At 48.4% G+C, this 16,250-nt stretch carries 13 protein-coding genes; 5 read left to right on the forward strand and 8 right to left on the reverse strand.

Features of this window, described 5'->3' with window-relative positions; all coding sequences use genetic code 11:
* Window positions 1–17: 17 nt before the first annotated feature.
* Window positions 18–2,450: a TonB-dependent siderophore receptor gene (locus AC1RJL_RS13640; RefSeq protein WP_492914919.1), complete on the reverse strand. Its 2,433-nt coding sequence runs from the start codon at window positions 2,448–2,450 to the stop codon at window positions 18–20.
* 284 nt (window positions 2,451–2,734) lie between these two features.
* Entirely contained in the window at window positions 2,735–4,192 is a 1,458-nt protein-coding gene (locus AC1RJL_RS13645) for an adenosine deaminase family protein (protein ID WP_492914921.1), read from the reverse strand.
* Between the two features lie 314 nt (window positions 4,193–4,506).
* Here AC1RJL_RS13645 and puuE point away from each other — a divergent pair, with 314 nt between their 5' ends.
* Window positions 4,507–5,466, forward strand: a complete 960-nt coding sequence (gene puuE / locus AC1RJL_RS13650; RefSeq protein ID WP_492914924.1) for an allantoinase PuuE — start codon at window positions 4,507–4,509, stop codon at window positions 5,464–5,466.
* A gap of 21 nt (window positions 5,467–5,487) precedes the next feature.
* On the opposite strand, the gene AC1RJL_RS13655 is transcribed toward puuE, so the two are convergent.
* The 6 genes from AC1RJL_RS13655 to uraD all read right to left on the reverse strand — a co-directional run bounded on the left by AC1RJL_RS13655 (window position 5,488) and on the right by uraD (window position 10,829).
* Entirely contained in the window at window positions 5,488–6,789 is a 1,302-nt protein-coding gene (locus AC1RJL_RS13655; RefSeq protein WP_492914926.1) for a fibronectin type III domain-containing protein, read from the reverse strand.
* A gap of 211 nt (window positions 6,790–7,000) precedes the next feature.
* Window positions 7,001–7,303: a DUF1330 domain-containing protein gene (locus tag AC1RJL_RS13660; protein WP_492914928.1), complete on the reverse strand. Its 303-nt coding sequence runs from the start codon at window positions 7,301–7,303 to the stop codon at window positions 7,001–7,003.
* 32 nt (window positions 7,304–7,335) lie between these two features.
* Complete coding sequence (locus AC1RJL_RS13665) at window positions 7,336–8,559, reverse strand: urate hydroxylase PuuD (protein WP_492914929.1); 1,224 nt, start codon at window positions 8,557–8,559, stop codon at window positions 7,336–7,338.
* The gene (gene guaD / locus AC1RJL_RS13670) at window positions 8,547–9,887 is read right to left on the reverse strand and encodes a guanine deaminase (RefSeq protein ID WP_492914931.1); all 1,341 of its coding nucleotides are present in this window, start codon (window positions 9,885–9,887) and stop codon (window positions 8,547–8,549) included. The genes AC1RJL_RS13665 and guaD overlap by 13 nt, the downstream gene beginning before the upstream one ends.
* Window positions 9,888–9,970: 83 nt before the next feature.
* Window positions 9,971–10,309, reverse strand: a complete 339-nt coding sequence (gene uraH, locus AC1RJL_RS13675; protein WP_492914933.1) for a hydroxyisourate hydrolase — start codon at window positions 10,307–10,309, stop codon at window positions 9,971–9,973.
* A gap of 19 nt (window positions 10,310–10,328) precedes the next feature.
* On the reverse strand, window positions 10,329–10,829 hold the full coding sequence (uraD, locus tag AC1RJL_RS13680; protein WP_492914935.1) for a 2-oxo-4-hydroxy-4-carboxy-5-ureidoimidazoline decarboxylase: 501 nt from the start codon (window positions 10,827–10,829) through the stop codon (window positions 10,329–10,331).
* Window positions 10,830–11,473: 644 nt separating this feature from the next.
* Between uraD and AC1RJL_RS13685 the strand changes: the two genes are divergently transcribed.
* The 4 genes from AC1RJL_RS13685 to AC1RJL_RS13700 are packed head-to-tail and all read left to right on the forward strand — an operon-like array spanning window position 11,474 to window position 16,244.
* Complete coding sequence (locus AC1RJL_RS13685) at window positions 11,474–13,030, forward strand: ABC transporter ATP-binding protein (RefSeq protein ID WP_492914937.1); 1,557 nt, start codon at window positions 11,474–11,476, stop codon at window positions 13,028–13,030.
* Window positions 13,020–14,132, forward strand: a complete 1,113-nt coding sequence (locus AC1RJL_RS13690) for an ABC transporter permease (RefSeq protein WP_492914939.1) — start codon at window positions 13,020–13,022, stop codon at window positions 14,130–14,132. The genes AC1RJL_RS13685 and AC1RJL_RS13690 overlap by 11 nt, the downstream gene beginning before the upstream one ends.
* A gap of 9 nt (window positions 14,133–14,141) precedes the next feature.
* Window positions 14,142–15,083, forward strand: coding sequence for an ABC transporter permease (locus AC1RJL_RS13695; RefSeq protein ID WP_492914942.1), 942 nt, complete (start codon window positions 14,142–14,144; stop codon window positions 15,081–15,083).
* 57 nt (window positions 15,084–15,140) lie between these two features.
* On the forward strand, window positions 15,141–16,244 hold the full coding sequence (locus AC1RJL_RS13700; protein WP_492914944.1) for a BMP family ABC transporter substrate-binding protein: 1,104 nt from the start codon (window positions 15,141–15,143) through the stop codon (window positions 16,242–16,244).
* Window positions 16,245–16,250 lie beyond the last annotated feature (6 nt).

Raw genomic sequence — 16,250 nt, forward strand, 5'->3', positions numbered from 1 at the left:
ACCGGATCGCAACAATCCTAGAACTTGAAGGTCACCTTACCGACAAAGCTGCGCGGCAATTCCGGAAGAACAATTGTGCTACCAAACAAATCCGGGAAGTTCGCCCGGAAGTAGCGCTCGTTCGTCAGGTTTTTACCTTGCAAGCTGACACCCCAAGTGTCGGTATTGTAGGAAATACCAGCGTTAAACAAGGTGTAAGATGGCAATTTAATTGCTTTGGAAAAACCGGAGTAAGTCGAATCAGCATGAACAGCACTGGCCGTGAAGGTATAACCATCACCAAAGTTGTATGCACCAGTCACACTCACCATGTTTTCCGGGATACCCGATTTTTTAGCATCTTCTTCATTACCCACCAGGGTCAGGCCTTTCATTACATAACCATAATATAGCGATGGATCTGAAACATTTGGCAAATCACCCGCACCGAGGAAACCAAATTGCGTGCCGCCGTTCAAAGCAGTCAGGTTAGTGATTTCCAAATGCGTCAATGCCGCAGTGACAGTGAAGTCTTCAGTGATCAACAAGCGACCTTCCAACTCGTAACCTTCACTCTCTGTGGTGCTGTTACTCACCTGATCTTGCGCACTGAAATTAGTACGGGTTTGGTTAAAGTACGCAGCCGAGAAATACAAGCGGTTATCAAAGAAGTTGCCCTTGACACCTGCCTCTTTCAAATCGGAATCAGCAATTGCATTGCCTGCTTTTGTACCGTCCGCATTCTGTATAAGACCTGGAGAAATTTCAGAACCTTGACCCATGATAATGGTGGACTGGGTTGAGCGAGTTACATAAGGGATAAAACCTATAGGGGTTTTATAAGACAAACTTGCGGTCCATGAGCCACCTTCATCAGTATCTTTCGCAGTAAAGTCAGGTGCCTGATTATGAAGTTTACTACCGACCGAAGTGGATTCCATATCGATAACGTCGTAGCGGCCACCCAATAACAAACCGATATTTTCAGCGATGGTAAAGTCAGCCAAAACACCCAGACCATAATCAGTGTATTCACCCACCAGGTAGTTTGAATAATCAGAATCGGTGCGGGTTGCGAGCAGTTTTTTATCCAAACCGGATGACGGCTTGCTCAAATCGCGACGATCATAAACTTCATAATCAAAATCATCGCCTTGTTTAAAATTGGTGTAACGGATACTCGGTGATACCTGGTAGTTAGCTTTCAACCAATCTGCATGCTGCGCCTCGAATGCAAAAATCACTTGATCTTCAACAGCGTAACTATCTACGAACTGGGAAAAGCCGTAGGCATTTTCGTTAATGTTTTCCAAGCTTTCGTAAAACATTTTATTGGTGATAGTGAATATATCTGAAACATCGTGAATTGCATCAAAATACAAGGTGGTAACCGTAGTAACCAATTTGTCATCAGGTGCAACCAGTGTCTGGCTGCCATCTAATTTTGTGGTACCTACATTTTGTAGCGCCCATGCCGGGTTCATATCTGCATCAGTAGCAGCCGCGCCTGGAACAAAGAAGTTGCTGGTTTGAGTTCCAATCCACGCATCAAATTCGTCAGGCGAGTTAGCACCATCGCCGTTGGTATCAATTGAAGTTGGCGAACCGGTGATGTAGGTGCCGTGGTCAATCAAGTCTTGCGTCAAACGGTTCCAGCCGGCAACCTGGTTACCATCAAATTCATGGTACATACCACCGAATTCAATACGTGTTGACGGTGACAATTCCATATTGAAAGCAGCTTGCAAAATATTTTGGTCGGTAGCTGAGTTTTCGTAATAGCTGCCGGAATTTTCGGTTTCAGCATAAACGTAGAAACCAAGATCTTTTTCACCGATTTTTGCTGGGCCACCCACTTCAGCGGTAACAATATTCTTATCCCAGCTACCGCGAGTTAGAGAAAATTGTCCTTCTGCTTTATTGAGATACTGGCCTGATTCAGCGCGCGCTGACTTGGGTTCGAAATTGAGGTAACCGCCGATTTTTGATGGACCGTAAATAGGTGATGCCGGGCCACGTACAATATCGATACGATCCGATGCACCAATCGGAGTTGGGTAGTTACCGGGGTTATTCACACGGCGCATACCACGGAAATAAACTTCACCCGGAGTACCACGCACATCGAGCGAGCCGGCAACACCAAAAAATGATTGGGTGAATGCACCGGGAGAAACCAATACCAGGTCATCAATATCGCTAATGTTGTAGCTCTCCATCATTTCAGAGCTAACAGTACTGAGGCTGCGCGGCGTTTCTTCGATAGTTTTATTAAAACCAAAAGCAGATTTACCGACTTTAGTCATCAAGCCCATTTTGTCCGCAGTTACCAGCATTTCTTCAACGCCAGCGGCGTTCTTCGTAGTGCTCGCAGTTTCTTCAGCTGCCAGCGCCGACGGCACCAGCACTGAACACGCGAAGCTAATTACCAATGCAAGTTTATTTCGGGTAAAGCAATTGTGTACGGTCATAGCAAGTGCACTCCAAGGGTGTCTAATAATAGGTATCAGGACAGCTGCCCCGGAAATTGCAAGCGCCATGCCATTTCCTGTCTAATTGGTTATATTTTTGATATAAATATATTAATTTCCTTCTTTTTCAATTAGTTATTTAATTTAAAATTCAGTTCAAATGATTACAAATTGAAAAAATAAGGACTTGAGTGGCTTGAAATAAGGGAGGAGGCGCGCCATTCTTGATGCAAAATAATGCGCCATGCACGCACACTTGAACCAATATGTCGCACCCCGCCCGCTTATTTAAAATTGCACAATGAATAGCGCTTACAGGTGAAGCCGTAAGAAACAGGTTTGGTTTTTTTCAAGCTATCGATACCATTTTTCGCAAACGAATCCTGAAATTTTTGAATACGCGCGTTATAGGTTTTTAATAAGCTTGCTTTCACATCATCTTCAACAAAACTGTATTGCAATGAATTCCTACTCAGCAGTTTTAATTCATCCCATGACAAATTAAATTCTTTCACAGCGACAAAAAATTCATCGGTCAAGTTGGAATCCCACATGCCGCGGTCATCAGTAGAGAGCGCGACCGGAATTCCCAAACGCAGATATTCAGGGAAAGGATGCTGCGAATACTCGCTGACATATTCGAGCAATAAGTTGGAAATTAAATTGATTTCAACCAGGTAGGGTCCATGACGCATTTCGCGCAGCAATTGCTGATCGGTAATTAAATTAACACCATGGCCGATGCGATCAGCGCCGAGCATCAAGGTATCGCGGATGTGATGATTGGGCTCATCCACTTCACCTGCATGCACGGACAAGCGCACATTATTATATTTTTGGCGCAGCTCGCGCAGGGTTTTAGTAAAGCGCAATGGATAACCTTTATCATTATCCTCACGCCCCACCATATTGACTGCTACATACAAATCGCGATGGCGGGATACTACAGCGAAGGAAGCCCGCAATTGATCTTCTGCACCGGGAACAAAACGCAAAATTGATTCCTGGAAACGCACTGTCACACCGGTTGCTTTAGCATCGGCTTGCGCAAGGCGTTTGCGAAAAATCACTATCGCATCATCTTCACTAATTGCTGTGCCGTCCGGTTTGAAATAACCACCCGCCTCCAGCATGGTCTCCAGATAAATCATCCCTTCATCACCGAATGCTGCCATATTTTTATACAAAATTTCGGCAATCAGGTAAGGGCTGTAAAGCAATTGATCCAGGCGTTGCCAGTGAGTTTGGAAAAACTCCTCCCGTCCTTCATGGTCGTGGTTCAAGGTCACGCTGTTAAGCCAACCCGCTTTTTCTTTTTCATCCAGATCTTCAAGGCGTTTATATTCCGCCTTCTCACATTCCGGTAATTGGTTGTAAGTCGATTCCATCAAATTGTTAAACAACATTAAATAAGGACGACGGGCAAATTCGTTGTTGCCAAAATCGCGACAATTATTAATGCGTACTTTGGTATAAAAACGATAGCCATAGTTGTTTTGCGCCAGCGCCAGGTCGTACCACCACCCGGACATTACCGCACCGCTGATGTGATTATGCAAATCGCCGCCTTTGGGCATTGCATATAAAAAGGTATACAACTCGGTATCGCTGGCGGTTTTTTTAAATTCCTCAAACCAATCATTGGGCGTTGCAGCGGCAGCACCCACACTCAGTGAACCCAAGGAAAAAAAAGCAGCAAGCGCGGCTCCGCGCCCAGCGGAAAGCAAGGTTGAAAAAAGCATAAATAAAATCTCTGGAAGGCAATACAATAGATAGAGAGGGAGAAGCAAGACAGCAAGGGAAGATGCAATAGTAATACCAGTCGCAAGATTCCGCGCCACTGCTGGATACGCACAAATAATATCCTGTCCAAATGGACGGGATTTGTTTTAATCTGGTGCAAGCATTTCATTTTTGCCCGTTAATATTGCGGCTTTTATCGCAATAGCGCGGCAGATGTTAAGCCTGAACAATGGCACAGAATTTGATAAGCCTTTGACAAACTCCAGCTATTAATTACAGTTTTATCAGGCTCCTTTCTTTGAGCGGTACTCCCATGAGCGATAGCGACAATTCCCGTTACCCACGCGATTCTTATCCCCGTGACTTAATTGGCTACGGTTCCAATCCGCCCAACGCCAATTGGCCGGGCGGTGCGCGTATTGCTGTGCAATTTGTAATGAATTATGAAGAGGGTGGCGAGAATTGTGTATTACATGGTGATGCCGCATCGGAAACTTTTTTATCGGAAATAATTGGTGCACGCGCATTTGAAGCGCGACATATGAGTATGGAATCGCTCTATGAATACGGTAGCCGTTCGGGTTTCTGGCGCTTACATCGATTATTCAATAAATACCATTTACCGGTCACTGTGTACGGTGTGGCTATGGCACTGAAGCGCAATCCCGCCGCAGTAGCTGCGATGCTCGAATCCAATTGGGAAATTGCGAGCCACGGCTATCGCTGGATCGATCACCAAGGTATGCCGGAGGCAGTCGAGCGCGAACATATTCGCACCGCAATAGAAATCCACACACAGGTTACCGGTTCGCGGCCGCTCGGTTGGTACACAGGACGTGATAGCCCGAACACCCGCGCATTGGTATTGGAGCAAGGCGGATTTTTATATGATTCCGATTCTTACGCCGATGATTTGCCTTATTGGACGCAGGATTATCCCATGCTTACTAATGGCAAACCGCATTTAATTATTCCCTACACCCTCGACACTAACGATATGCGTTTTGCGGCACCACAAGGTTTTAATTGCGGCGACCAATTTTTTATTTATCTTAAAGATAGTTTTGACGCACTCTATGCCGAAGGCGAAATTGCGCCCAAGATGCTGAACATTGGCTTGCACTGCCGCATTATCGGCCGCCCCGGTCGCATTCAATCGCTGGAACGATTTATCCAATATATTTTGCGGCATCAGGATATATGGATTTGTCGTCGCGATGAAATTGCGCGGCACTGGCATAAATACCACTATCCGGTTGCGAGCAGTCAATGACCTATTGCAGCAACACAACTATCACCATGTAATAACCTCAAACGTATTACCTGATTTAATAACATCCAGCTTGGTATTGGCATTATTAATTTGTACCGTATGATAAACCGCAGAGCCGAGTGAAGCCCCTGTGATCGCAAGGTTATAAGTGCCATTGCTTACCGGAATTGAATAGGCACCCGTAGTATATACAGGGTAGGACTTGCCGTTGAAACTGATATTAATTCCATTTAATCCTTCGCCTACATCGTAGAAGCCGTTATTGTTTGCATCGTTATACACGACACCGGTCAAATAATAGCTGGAACCCGAACGGGCAAAATTTTCGGTTAGCATTGAAGATAAATAGTTAGTGCCGTTCGATAAAAAATATCCCTGCTTTTGCCCGACACCCAGCTCACGGAAATTAGCGCCCAGAATATTGACACGATGCCCTGGTGATTTAAATAAACCTTCGTGATGGCTCAACGCATAATTAGTGAGGTTGATCGACGATGCCGTTGTACCGCCCCAAGCAATATTTTCACCACTGGTCCAACTGCCGGAGAATACATAACCCGCCGCCGCCATACGCTCGGTCGGCGTGCTGTTGTTAACGCCCGTATGCGAAAAAATATCCACATCCAACATCCACTGTGAATGTTTACGCGCGGCATCAATCAGCAATAAATTGTGTGCGAGTGGCTGTTTAGGTGTGACGGTAATCGGTGTACCGGTAATACCGTCATTCAACCCTATACCATAGCGTGCAGCCTCAGCCTCCGGATTTTTACGTGCGCGGTTAATTAACTCCACTACCAGCACTTCCTGCGCAGTCGGTTGCCGTGCAAGATCGATCGCCGCAGGAATCCCAATCACTTCTGTGCTTGCAATACTTTCACCATTGTCGTTGAAGGCGGTCACGACAAAATAATAAGTATCGTTATTGCGCAATGAATTAATCACGTGGGGCGATGTGGCATTTTGTATCCGGGTGCCGTCATCGAAGCTGGCGATATTTGCAGTAATAATATTGGCTTCAGAGGCAAAATAAATGTTGTAACCCGTCGCACCGCTCACCGGATTCCAGCTCAAGGTTACCGAACCATTGGCAGGCGTGACCGTAACATTTTGCGGCGCGGGGAGCACAACTGTCGATGCAGTGGAAGACGAGGGAGCTGAAGACGTGATACTGCTATTGGATAAGCTACTTTGCGTCACACTGGTTGGCGCTGATGAGCGACTTGCCGGTGTATCTGAACCGCCGCCTCCACCGCCACAACCCGTTAAAATTAAAAGTACACTGACAAAAATTAATGTCCTGGATGCGATTGATATATTCATGTTGGTAACCCTGTTCGGATTAATGCAGAACCAGAATAATAACAATCTTCAGCGCAAGGAAATGCTAGGCATCATACATACAGACGTTTTTTAGCCTTAAATGAGACACAATTCAATACACAATAATCCCATTTCATAATAGCAATCCGTTGATACGCTAAAAGTCTATATAAATATCATGCTGCGATTTAATTTTTAGAAATTAAATCGTCTAACCAACAAAATCCACACTTCCTTCGACAATAATCATATTCGCACTGGCATTGGCGTTACGTAGCGCATGTATAGGTGCATACTCGGTACAAGTTGCCCAATGGTTGGCGACAATAATATCAGGGAACTCCATTACCACTAAACGTTTGGGTTGCCAATCACCGCTAATAACCTGCGCTTGTGCACCACGCACAAGGTAGCGCCCACCACAAGCAAAAACCGTGGGAGTAATTTGCGCGAGATAGGTTTTATAGTTGTCCGAATGGTGTACTTCTATATCGACGATGACATAAGCAGCCATATTTTTCCGCCTTAAAATTTCTTACAAAAAAGTTATTGCATATTGAGCCAATCAATCAGGGCCTTGCGCTCAACATCGGTCATGTGATGGAAGTTTCCAAGCGGCATATAGCCTGATTGCAATGCAGGCAGTGCACGCACCTTCTGCGCTTTAAGGTGTGCAGTGGAATCGATCAGTAATCCGGCGGGTGCGGCAGTAAAGCCGGTTTGGGTCGGGACGATAGAATGACAATTCGCACAGTGAACTTGAATCAATTGGGTAATTTTTGCTTCATCATCTACGTGTGCCGCGGCTGAAGCAGGATCAACCTTAATTGCCGCAACTGATTTACCAGGAGCAGAAACAGACATCAGAATGGCAATAAGCACAAAGCCTGCAAAACTGCTGAATAGGATCCCCGGCCTTACCACACCAAGATGCTTTAGATTGAAGAAGTGACGCCCCCAGACCAGACACAAGCCAATTGCCAGTAATGCCAACCATGAATACGCATGGCCATACAAAAATGAATAGTGGTTGCTGATCATGCAAAAAATAACCGGCAGGGTTAAATAGTTGTTGTGTGTTGAACGCAGTTTTGCAAACGCCATGGCATTCGTATCTGGCGGTTCGTTCGCGCTTACTGCAGCAATAAATTTTCGCTGTGCCGGCATAATACCCCAAAACACATTACCGGCCATCCAGGTCGCAATCATTGCGCCTACATGCAGATAAGCAGCACGTGGCGAAAATAATTGATGCGCAAAATAACTGGCGAATGCAATAACGACTAATAACGCGGCAGCGATAAGTAAACCGTGCTTTACCAGCAGTGTACGCAATAACAATTCATATATCAGTTGACCACCGAAAATAAAAGCGATGCTCGCCAAGACTGCCCAACCGGGAGATTGTATCCAGGTGTTATGTCCCACCAAATAGGTTTGCGCTTGCAGGTAGTACATTAAAATTAATAACCCGGTACCGCTTAACCAGGTGCTGTAGGCCTCCCATTTGAACCAGTGCAATTTTTGCGGCATGTCTTGCGGACGCAGATGGTATTTACCCACCTCATAAATACCGCCACCGTGGATTGCCCACAAATCGCCCTTTATGCCTTTATCTGCTTTCCATTGCGGCGGTTCGCGCAAACTTAAATCCAACCAGATAAAATAAAATGATGCACCAATCCACGCGATAGCGGCGACAACATGAAACCAGCGAAAAGCGAGATTGAGCCACTCCAACAACACGCCATCAAACACTAATCCACCCATACCAGCTCTCCTTTCGCATTATCGGCGCGGCGGAATACCAGCTTGCCCATGATGTAAGTGCGAGCGATATTTTGTTCATCTCCCAAGGTCATCAAGGCAAACAATTCTTCCTGCAATTCTTTTGCAGTTGCTTGACGCAGCGCTTGTAATGGGGTTGCACCCAGGTTGATAAGAATAAAATCCGCTTCTTTGCCCTTCGCAAAATTGCCAATGCAATTATCCAATTGCAGCGCACGTGCATTACCCAATGTGGCCATATAAAACCCTTTTAACGGATGCAAATTTTGCCCTTGTAGTTGTAATACTTTGTAGGCCTCGGCAAGGGTGCGTAATTGCGAAAAGCTGGTACCACCACCGACATCAGTAGCGAGGCTTACAGGAATGCCGGCGCCCTCCAAGCGCGCCATATCCAGCAGGCCGCTACCGAGAAATAAATTGGATGTCGGGCAAAAAGCAATGCCCGATTGTGTCTGTGCCAAACGGGCAACTTCGTTATCGCTTAAATGAATGCCGTGGCCAAATACACTGCGCGGCCCAAGCAATCCGTAATGATCGTAAACATCGAGATAATCGCGCGCAGCGGGATAAAGTGTTTTTATCCACGCAATTTCCTGCTTGTTTTCGGAGAGATGGGTTTGTAAATAAAGGCCGGGGTAATCGCGATACAATTTCCCGGTAACTGCCAATTGTGCCGGTGAACTGGTTGGTGCAAACCGTGGAGTCAAAGCGTAATGCATGCGCTTGGTGTTGTGCCAGGTCTCAATCAATTCACGACAATCCACATCGCTGCTTTCCGGCGTATCCAATAATCCGGCGGGGGCATTGCGATCCATCATGACTTTACCGGCGATCATACGCAGGTTCATTTTTTCGGCAGCGGAAAAAAAAGCATGGGTAGATTGGGCAAACACAGTGGTGTAAACCATCGCACTCGTGGTGCCATTTTGCAGCAGGAATTTCAGAAACTCTTGCGCAGCAACGGCGGCAAAATCAGGATCGGAAAATTGCAGTTCGGTAGGAAAGGTAAAATTATTGAGCCAATCCAATAATTGTTCACCATAGGAAGCAATTACACTGGTTTGCGGATAGTGGATATGGCTATCGATAAACCCCGGCATCAACAGATGTTCGGGAAAATGCCGACACTGTAATAAATCCAATCCTTGCCGCGCCATATCTTCCGCACTGCCTACAGCTTTGACAAGGCCATGCTCGACTAAAAGCACGCCATCGGGAAAATATTCAACACCAGTACCCGTGAGCGGATTGGGCACATCAGTAAAATGTAAAATTCGCGCGCGGAATACGCTCACACCGGAAGGACTCATAACCAGCCTTAACACTCAATAAAACAGAATCGATAAAAATACATTTGTCTTTGACTACTTAACTGACTGTGACTTAATTGCAGTTAGCTGCCACGATAAGTGGAATAACCATGGGCATTTAGCAGTAGCGGAACATGGTAGTGCTCATGCAAATTCACGATCTGAAAATTAATTTTCACTTCGGGATAAAAACTGCTTCGCCCCTGTTGCGCATACCAGTCACCGATAGCGAAGTGCAATTGGTAACTGCCTTCACGCAATTCAAATTCATTATCCCACTGCATGATGCGGCCATCCGTATCTGTCAGCGCGCGGGCAACTGGCACTCCGGCATCGGAATAAAGTAAAGCTACGTGCACATTGGCCGCCGGCTTGCCGTTATCAAGATTTAAAATATGGGTGGTAATCGCTGCTCGTTTCATTGAATTTTTCCGTAGCCTGTCAGTGGGCATCAATTAGTTTTGCAATTCTGAGGCGGGTAATTTCGCCGTGTTCGCGCGCGCCATTTTGTAATTCCTGGGCGCGCGGGTTATTTATCCTCGCTTGTAACAAGCGCAACATATCGTCAGCCGATTTTCCGCTGGCACACACAATAAAGATAAATCCGTTTTGCTCTTCATATTCTTTATTGAGGCGATATAACGACTGAATCACTTCTTCGCTTGCCTGCAATACCTGCCCTTGCTCCCGGGTTGCACGACCGGCATAACGCGAGCGCAACAACTCAATATCACCAATGCGCGCATGGCCGGAAAATGCTTCAAGCATTTCCGGCTCATCTACACCATTCCAAAAGCAGTTGGCAGTTGTCAGCAGTTTTTCCAGGCTGGAAAATGGGCGTCGTTCGGCAAGGTGTTTTGCCCAGGATCGGCAATGGCAGCAACCGTACAGTGCCGCTATGGCATCGGCAGAAGGCAGTTGATTAAATTCGCTTAACGTCATTTTTTAATCCAATACTTAACATACGGCACCGCTATTCACACAAGATTTCAGCTGCTTTCCGATGCTCACATGCTCGTCCGCGTTGAGACTGGCAATGCGGTTGAGGTCAATCAACGGCGGCAGTTTTTTGTATTGCCTGGTCACATCCAGCATCAAGTCAGTTCCACCTGCCGCCAGACGCGCGTGCAATGTTCACTGGGAAATTGCTAATCGAGCTTTTGATCCGGTTGCCAGCAGGATGTTGCTGCCAGACAGGATTCTGCTGCGATTGCTGGCAGATTCATCACCATTGCCCACCAAAGATGCATCAGGCACCCACTTTTTTAAAAAACCATCCATATAGGCAGGTTTTTTAAAGCGAAAACTCCAGCTTCAACGATCAGAGGGTATTCTGCTGCAGCTGCACAGGCTTTCCTCCAAAATGCCCACTAATAGCCTCTATTGGTTATAGCTGATTTCGGCAAACAGCTTTTCACTGATACCGTCAAAGCAAAAGTCTGGCCAAATAGACAATTTTTTATCAGTTTTTTGCCCAAGCAGTGTTTGCATGGGCAATGGCATACAAATTGCTCAAGCCAGAATATCTTTTTGTCCGGTTAGTCAGGTTTACGCGAAGAACCTGAATTTTATAAGAGCGACGGTGTATGTCAGAAAAGAAGGCAATGCGCCTTGAACTGCTTTCCCTAACCAAGGTTTATCCCGGTTGCATCGCCAACGATGCGGTGAGCCTGCAGGTGGCGCCCGGCGAAATCCATGCGTTGCTGGGCGAAAACGGCGCAGGTAAAAGCACCTTGATGAAAATGATTTATGGCGTGGTCAAACCCGATGCCGGGCAAATGCAGTGGAACGATAAAGAGGTCAGCATCAACGGCCCGGCGCATGCCCGGCAGCTCGGCATGGGCATGGTGTTCCAACACTTCTCGTTATTTGAAACCCTGACCGTAACCGAAAACATCGCGCTTTATTTAACCCCGGCGGAGTACGGCACGCTGGAGCGATTGCGCGAGCGCATTATTGCGGTAGGCGATGAATACGGCCTCGCGATAAATCCTGACCGCCTCGTACACAGCCTTTCGGTCGGTGAGCAGCAGCGCGTGGAAATTATTCGCTGCCTGTTGCAAGACATCCAACTGTTAATTCTCGATGAACCCACTGCCGTACTCACGCCACCTGAAGTTGCACAGCTAATTGAAGTGCTAAAAAAACTTGCACGCAAAGGGTGCAGCATTTTGTTTATCTCGCACAAATTGCACGAAGTAAATGCACTCTGCGACAAGGCCACCATACTGCGCGGCGGCAAGGTAACCGGCACCTGTATTCCGAGCGAAACCAGCCCCGGCCAAATGGCGCGTTTGATGCTCGGCGATGAATTGGAATTGCAAGAATCAATGCCGGCAGGCAAGGCCGGTGAATGCCTGTTGTCACTCGACCATATCAACGTCAAACCACGCGATGCATTTGCGATCAACCTGCAAGATATTGAATTGAAATTACACGCGGGCGAAATCCTCGGCCTTGCCGGTGTTGCGGGTAATGGGCAAGACGAATTGGTGGATTTGATTAACGGCGAACTCGGCAGCGACAGCGGCACCCTGATTTTTCATGGCAAAGATATAGGCGCGACCGGCGTTCAGCAGCGACGCAATTTGGGCTTGGCGGTTGTGCCGGCCGATCGCATCGGGCGCGGCGCACTCGGCAATATGAGCCTTACTGAAAACAATCTGCTCACCAGCTACATCAACCAAACCGGCAAATTCGGTTGGCTCAATTGGCCGGAGATCCGCGCGCGCGCAACTGAGATTATCGCGCGCTTTAAAGTCAAAGCGACCGGCGTCGAGGCCAGCGCCAAAAGCCTGTCCGGCGGCAACCTGCAAAAATTTATTATCGGCCGCGAGATTCTGCAAAACCCGAAAGTGCTGGTGTGCTTTCATCCCACCTGGGGCGTTGATGTCGGCGCAGCCAATTTGATCCATCAGGAGCTGATTACATTGCGCGACCAGGGCGCGGCGATTTTGGTGATCAGCGAAGATCTGGATGAACTGTATTTATTGGCTGATCGCCTGGGGGCATTGTGCGGTGGGCGCTTATCACCGCTGCTGCCAAAAGCAGATGTTCCGTTAGGCCAACTTGGCCAATGGATGACCGGCGAATTTGGCAGCAGCCTGACTACAAACGCTGCAGAGGTGGCCCATGCACATTGAGAAACGCCTGCACGACTCACGCGCGATGGTGTATTTGTCGCCGTTGCTCGCGCTTTTACTCACGCTTATTTCCGGCGCGCTGTTGTTTGCATTGCTGGGGCGACCACCGCTCGCCAGCCTCTACACCTTTTTTATCGCACCGGTCAGCGATCTTTACGGCCTCTCCGAACTCGCGGTAAAAGTCACACCTTTATTGCTCTGCGCGATTGGTTTGACGCTCTGCTTCAAAGCCAAAATCTGGAACATAGGCGCGGAAGGGCAATTCGTTTTCGGCGCGTTGATCGGCGGTGCCGTGACCTTGCAATTGGCCGATAGTGAAGGCTTCTGGGTACTGCCGACGATTATCGCCAGCGGCGCTTTTGCCGGTCTCGCCTGGGCAGGCATTGCCGCGCTGTTACTGACGCGCTTCAACGCCAACGAAATCCTCACCACCATCATGCTCAATTACATCGCGGTAAATCTGCTGCTGTGGGCAGTGCACGGCCCGCTTAAAGATCCGGACGGGCTCAACTTCCCCGAGTCGGCACTCTTTGCCAGCCAGACCTTATTGCCGGTGCTGTTTGAAGATTACCGCGTGAGCATCGCACTGTTTATCGCGCTGTTTATGCTGGTTGTCATTTGGGTAGTGCTCACCCGCACCCTGCTCGGCTTTCAATTGCGGGTGATGGGCGAGAACCACAACGCCGCGCGCTTTGCCGGATTCAAGGGTAAAAGCCTGATCTGGTTGCTGCTGTTATTTAGCGGCGCCATGGCAGGAATAGCAGCTATTTCCGAGATCAACGGCCCCGTTGGCCAACTGATTCCCACCCTGTCGCTCGGCTACGGTTACGCCGCCATCATCGTGGTATTTATGGGACGCATGCATCCGCTCGGCATCCTGCTTGCCAGTTGCTTGTTAGGGCTTACTTACCTCGGCGGTGAGATGGCGCAGATAGATCAGGGCTTGCCGAAATCCATTACCGGATTATTCCAGGGAATGCTGTTGTTTTACCTGCTCGCCTGCGACCTGCTTATCAGCTATCGGCTAATACCGGGACCAAAAGGAGCGCCACGCTCGCAACCCAAAAGCCCACTCGTCTCCACTGTTGATGCCGCACATTAGGTCAGTTTTATGGACATTAGTTTTATAGATAGTAGTTTGATTGAAAATATTCTCTTCGCCATGGTGCGTACCGGCACGCCGCTGCTGTTGGTGGCGCTGGGCGCGATGATGTCAGAGCGCGCCGGCGTACTGAACCTCGGTCAGGAAGGCATGATTCTGGTGGGTGCCGCCTGCGGATTTATCGCTGCTTACGCGGGGGGCAACCTCGGCCTCGGCGTACTCGCCGCTGCGCTCGCGGGCGTGATGGTTTCGCTGGTGTTTGCGTTTATCGCGCTCACGTTAATTTCCAACCAGGTCGCGACCGGCTTGGCACTCACCATTTTCGGCACCGGCCTGAGTGCCTTCCTCGGCGCCGCTTATGTGGGACAAACCGTGAACGGTTTTGCGCCGGTGGCAATTCCGTTATTGAGCGATATTCCGCTGATCGGCAAAGCATTGTTTGCGCAGGATTCCCTCGTCTATCTCTCCTTTATTTTATTTGCCGCCGTATTTGTAGTGATGCGCTACACCCGTTTGGGATTAATTATTCGCGCCGTGGGCGAAAACCCCGATGTCGCCCACGCGCTGGGTTACAAAGTCATGCGAGTGCGCTACTGCGCGGTGATGTTCGGCGGTGCGATGGCGGGCCTGGCCGGCGCCTATTTATCGCTCGCCTACACACCCATGTGGTCGGAAGGTATTGCTGCCGGTCGCGGTTGGATCGCATTGGCGCTGGTGGTATTTGCCAGTTGGCGCACCGAGCGGATTTTGCTCGGTGCCTGGCTGTTTGGCTTCGCCAGTATTTTGCATTTGCTGTTGCAAGGTTACGGCTACGAAATTTCGCCCAACCTGCTCGCGATGCTGCCTTATGTCGTCACGATTCTAGTGCTGGTGATGATGATGTATCGCCAGAAAAACCAGGGCTTGTTTGCGCCGCGCTCACTCGGCCAGCCCTATCATCCGCCGAAATAAACTACGAACCACAAAAGCAAATTTGCGTAAAACCAATTTCTACCGAGAGGAAACATCATGGCTTTGTTTATATCCAACATCGTTAACAAAAAAAATCTGCATCGCTTGATGGGTGTAGCCGCCGCCTCGCTGCTCAGCATGAGCGCCAGTGTTTTTGCCGCGCCGTTAAAAGTCGGCTTTGTTTACGTCAGCCCGATTGGCGATGCCGGTTGGACTTACCAACACGACGAAGCGCGCAAAATTGTGCAAAAAGAATTGGGCGATAAAATCGAAACCACCTTTGTGGAAAGCGTGGCCGAAGGTGCAGATGCCGAGCGGGTAATCCGCAATATGGCATCGCGCGGCTACGATTTAATTTTCACCACCTCGTTCGGCTATATGAATCCCACTATCAAAGTGGCGAAAATGTTTCCTAAAGTAAAATTCGAACACGCGACCGGTTATAAAACCGCCGCCAACGTCGGCAATTATCAAGCGCGCGATTACGAAGGTCGCTACCTCGCCGGCATGGTCGCCGGTGCGATGAGTAAAAAAGAAGTGATCGGTTATGTCGGCGCCTTCCCGATCCCGGAAGTGATTCGCGGCATCAACTCCTTTATGCTCGGCGCGCAAGCGATGAACCCGAATATCAAAATGAAAGTGGTGTGGGTCAACACCTGGCACGATCCTGCCAAAGAGCGTGAAGCCGCGGAGAGTTTGGTGTTGCAAGGTGTTGATGTCCTTACCATGCACACCGATTCCGCCGCGGTCATTCAAGCAGCAGAAGCCAAGGGTATTTATTCTGTTGGTTTTAATTCCGATATGAGCGCCTACGGCCCGAAAACCCATTTGACGTCATCTACCCAACATTGGGAGAGCATCTATAGCGCAAAAATCAAAGCGGTATTGGCGGGCACCTGGAAACCGGAAGCGATTTGGCATGGCCTGAAAGAAAATGTGGTTGCGCTCTCGCCGATCAATCCGATAGTGCCAAAAGAGGTTGTCGCCAAAGTAGATGCGTATAAAATGGAACTGGTTTCAGGCAAACGCGCTGTCTACCAAGGCCCTGTTTATGATCAGGCAGGCACATTGAAAGTTGCGGAAGGCAAAACCCTGAGCGACGAAGAATTACATCAACAAAATTGGTACGTAAAAGGTATTGACGGGACCATCCCCCGCTAACATCCC

Source organism: Cellvibrio sp. GW822-FHT04B05, assembly GCF_058800985.1.

Excerpts from the sequence above, each read along its gene's own strand:
- uraH (WP_492914933.1), bottom strand. The coding sequence starts at position 10,309 with ATGAAACGAGCAGCGATTACCACCCATATTTTAAATCTTGATAACGGC.
- AC1RJL_RS13655 (WP_492914926.1), bottom strand. The coding sequence starts at position 6,789 with ATGAATATATCAATCGCATCCAGGACATTAATTTTTGTCAGTGTACTT.
- AC1RJL_RS13690 (WP_492914939.1), top strand. The coding sequence starts at position 13,020 with ATGCACATTGAGAAACGCCTGCACGACTCACGCGCGATGGTGTATTTG.
- uraD (WP_492914935.1), bottom strand. The coding sequence starts at position 10,829 with ATGACGTTAAGCGAATTTAATCAACTGCCTTCTGCCGATGCCATAGCG.
- AC1RJL_RS13685 (WP_492914937.1), top strand. The coding sequence starts at position 11,474 with ATGTCAGAAAAGAAGGCAATGCGCCTTGAACTGCTTTCCCTAACCAAG.
- AC1RJL_RS13645 (WP_492914921.1), bottom strand. The coding sequence starts at position 4,192 with ATGCTTTTTTCAACCTTGCTTTCCGCTGGGCGCGGAGCCGCGCTTGCT.
- AC1RJL_RS13660 (WP_492914928.1), bottom strand. The coding sequence starts at position 7,303 with ATGGCTGCTTATGTCATCGTCGATATAGAAGTACACCATTCGGACAAC.
- AC1RJL_RS13695 (WP_492914942.1), top strand. The coding sequence starts at position 14,142 with ATGGACATTAGTTTTATAGATAGTAGTTTGATTGAAAATATTCTCTTC.
- AC1RJL_RS13700 (WP_492914944.1), top strand. The coding sequence starts at position 15,141 with ATGGCTTTGTTTATATCCAACATCGTTAACAAAAAAAATCTGCATCGC.
- AC1RJL_RS13665 (WP_492914929.1), bottom strand. The coding sequence starts at position 8,559 with ATGGGTGGATTAGTGTTTGATGGCGTGTTGTTGGAGTGGCTCAATCTC.
- AC1RJL_RS13640 (WP_492914919.1), bottom strand. The coding sequence starts at position 2,450 with ATGACCGTACACAATTGCTTTACCCGAAATAAACTTGCATTGGTAATT.
- guaD (WP_492914931.1), bottom strand. The coding sequence starts at position 9,887 with ATGAGTCCTTCCGGTGTGAGCGTATTCCGCGCGCGAATTTTACATTTT.
- puuE (WP_492914924.1), top strand. The coding sequence starts at position 4,507 with ATGAGCGATAGCGACAATTCCCGTTACCCACGCGATTCTTATCCCCGT.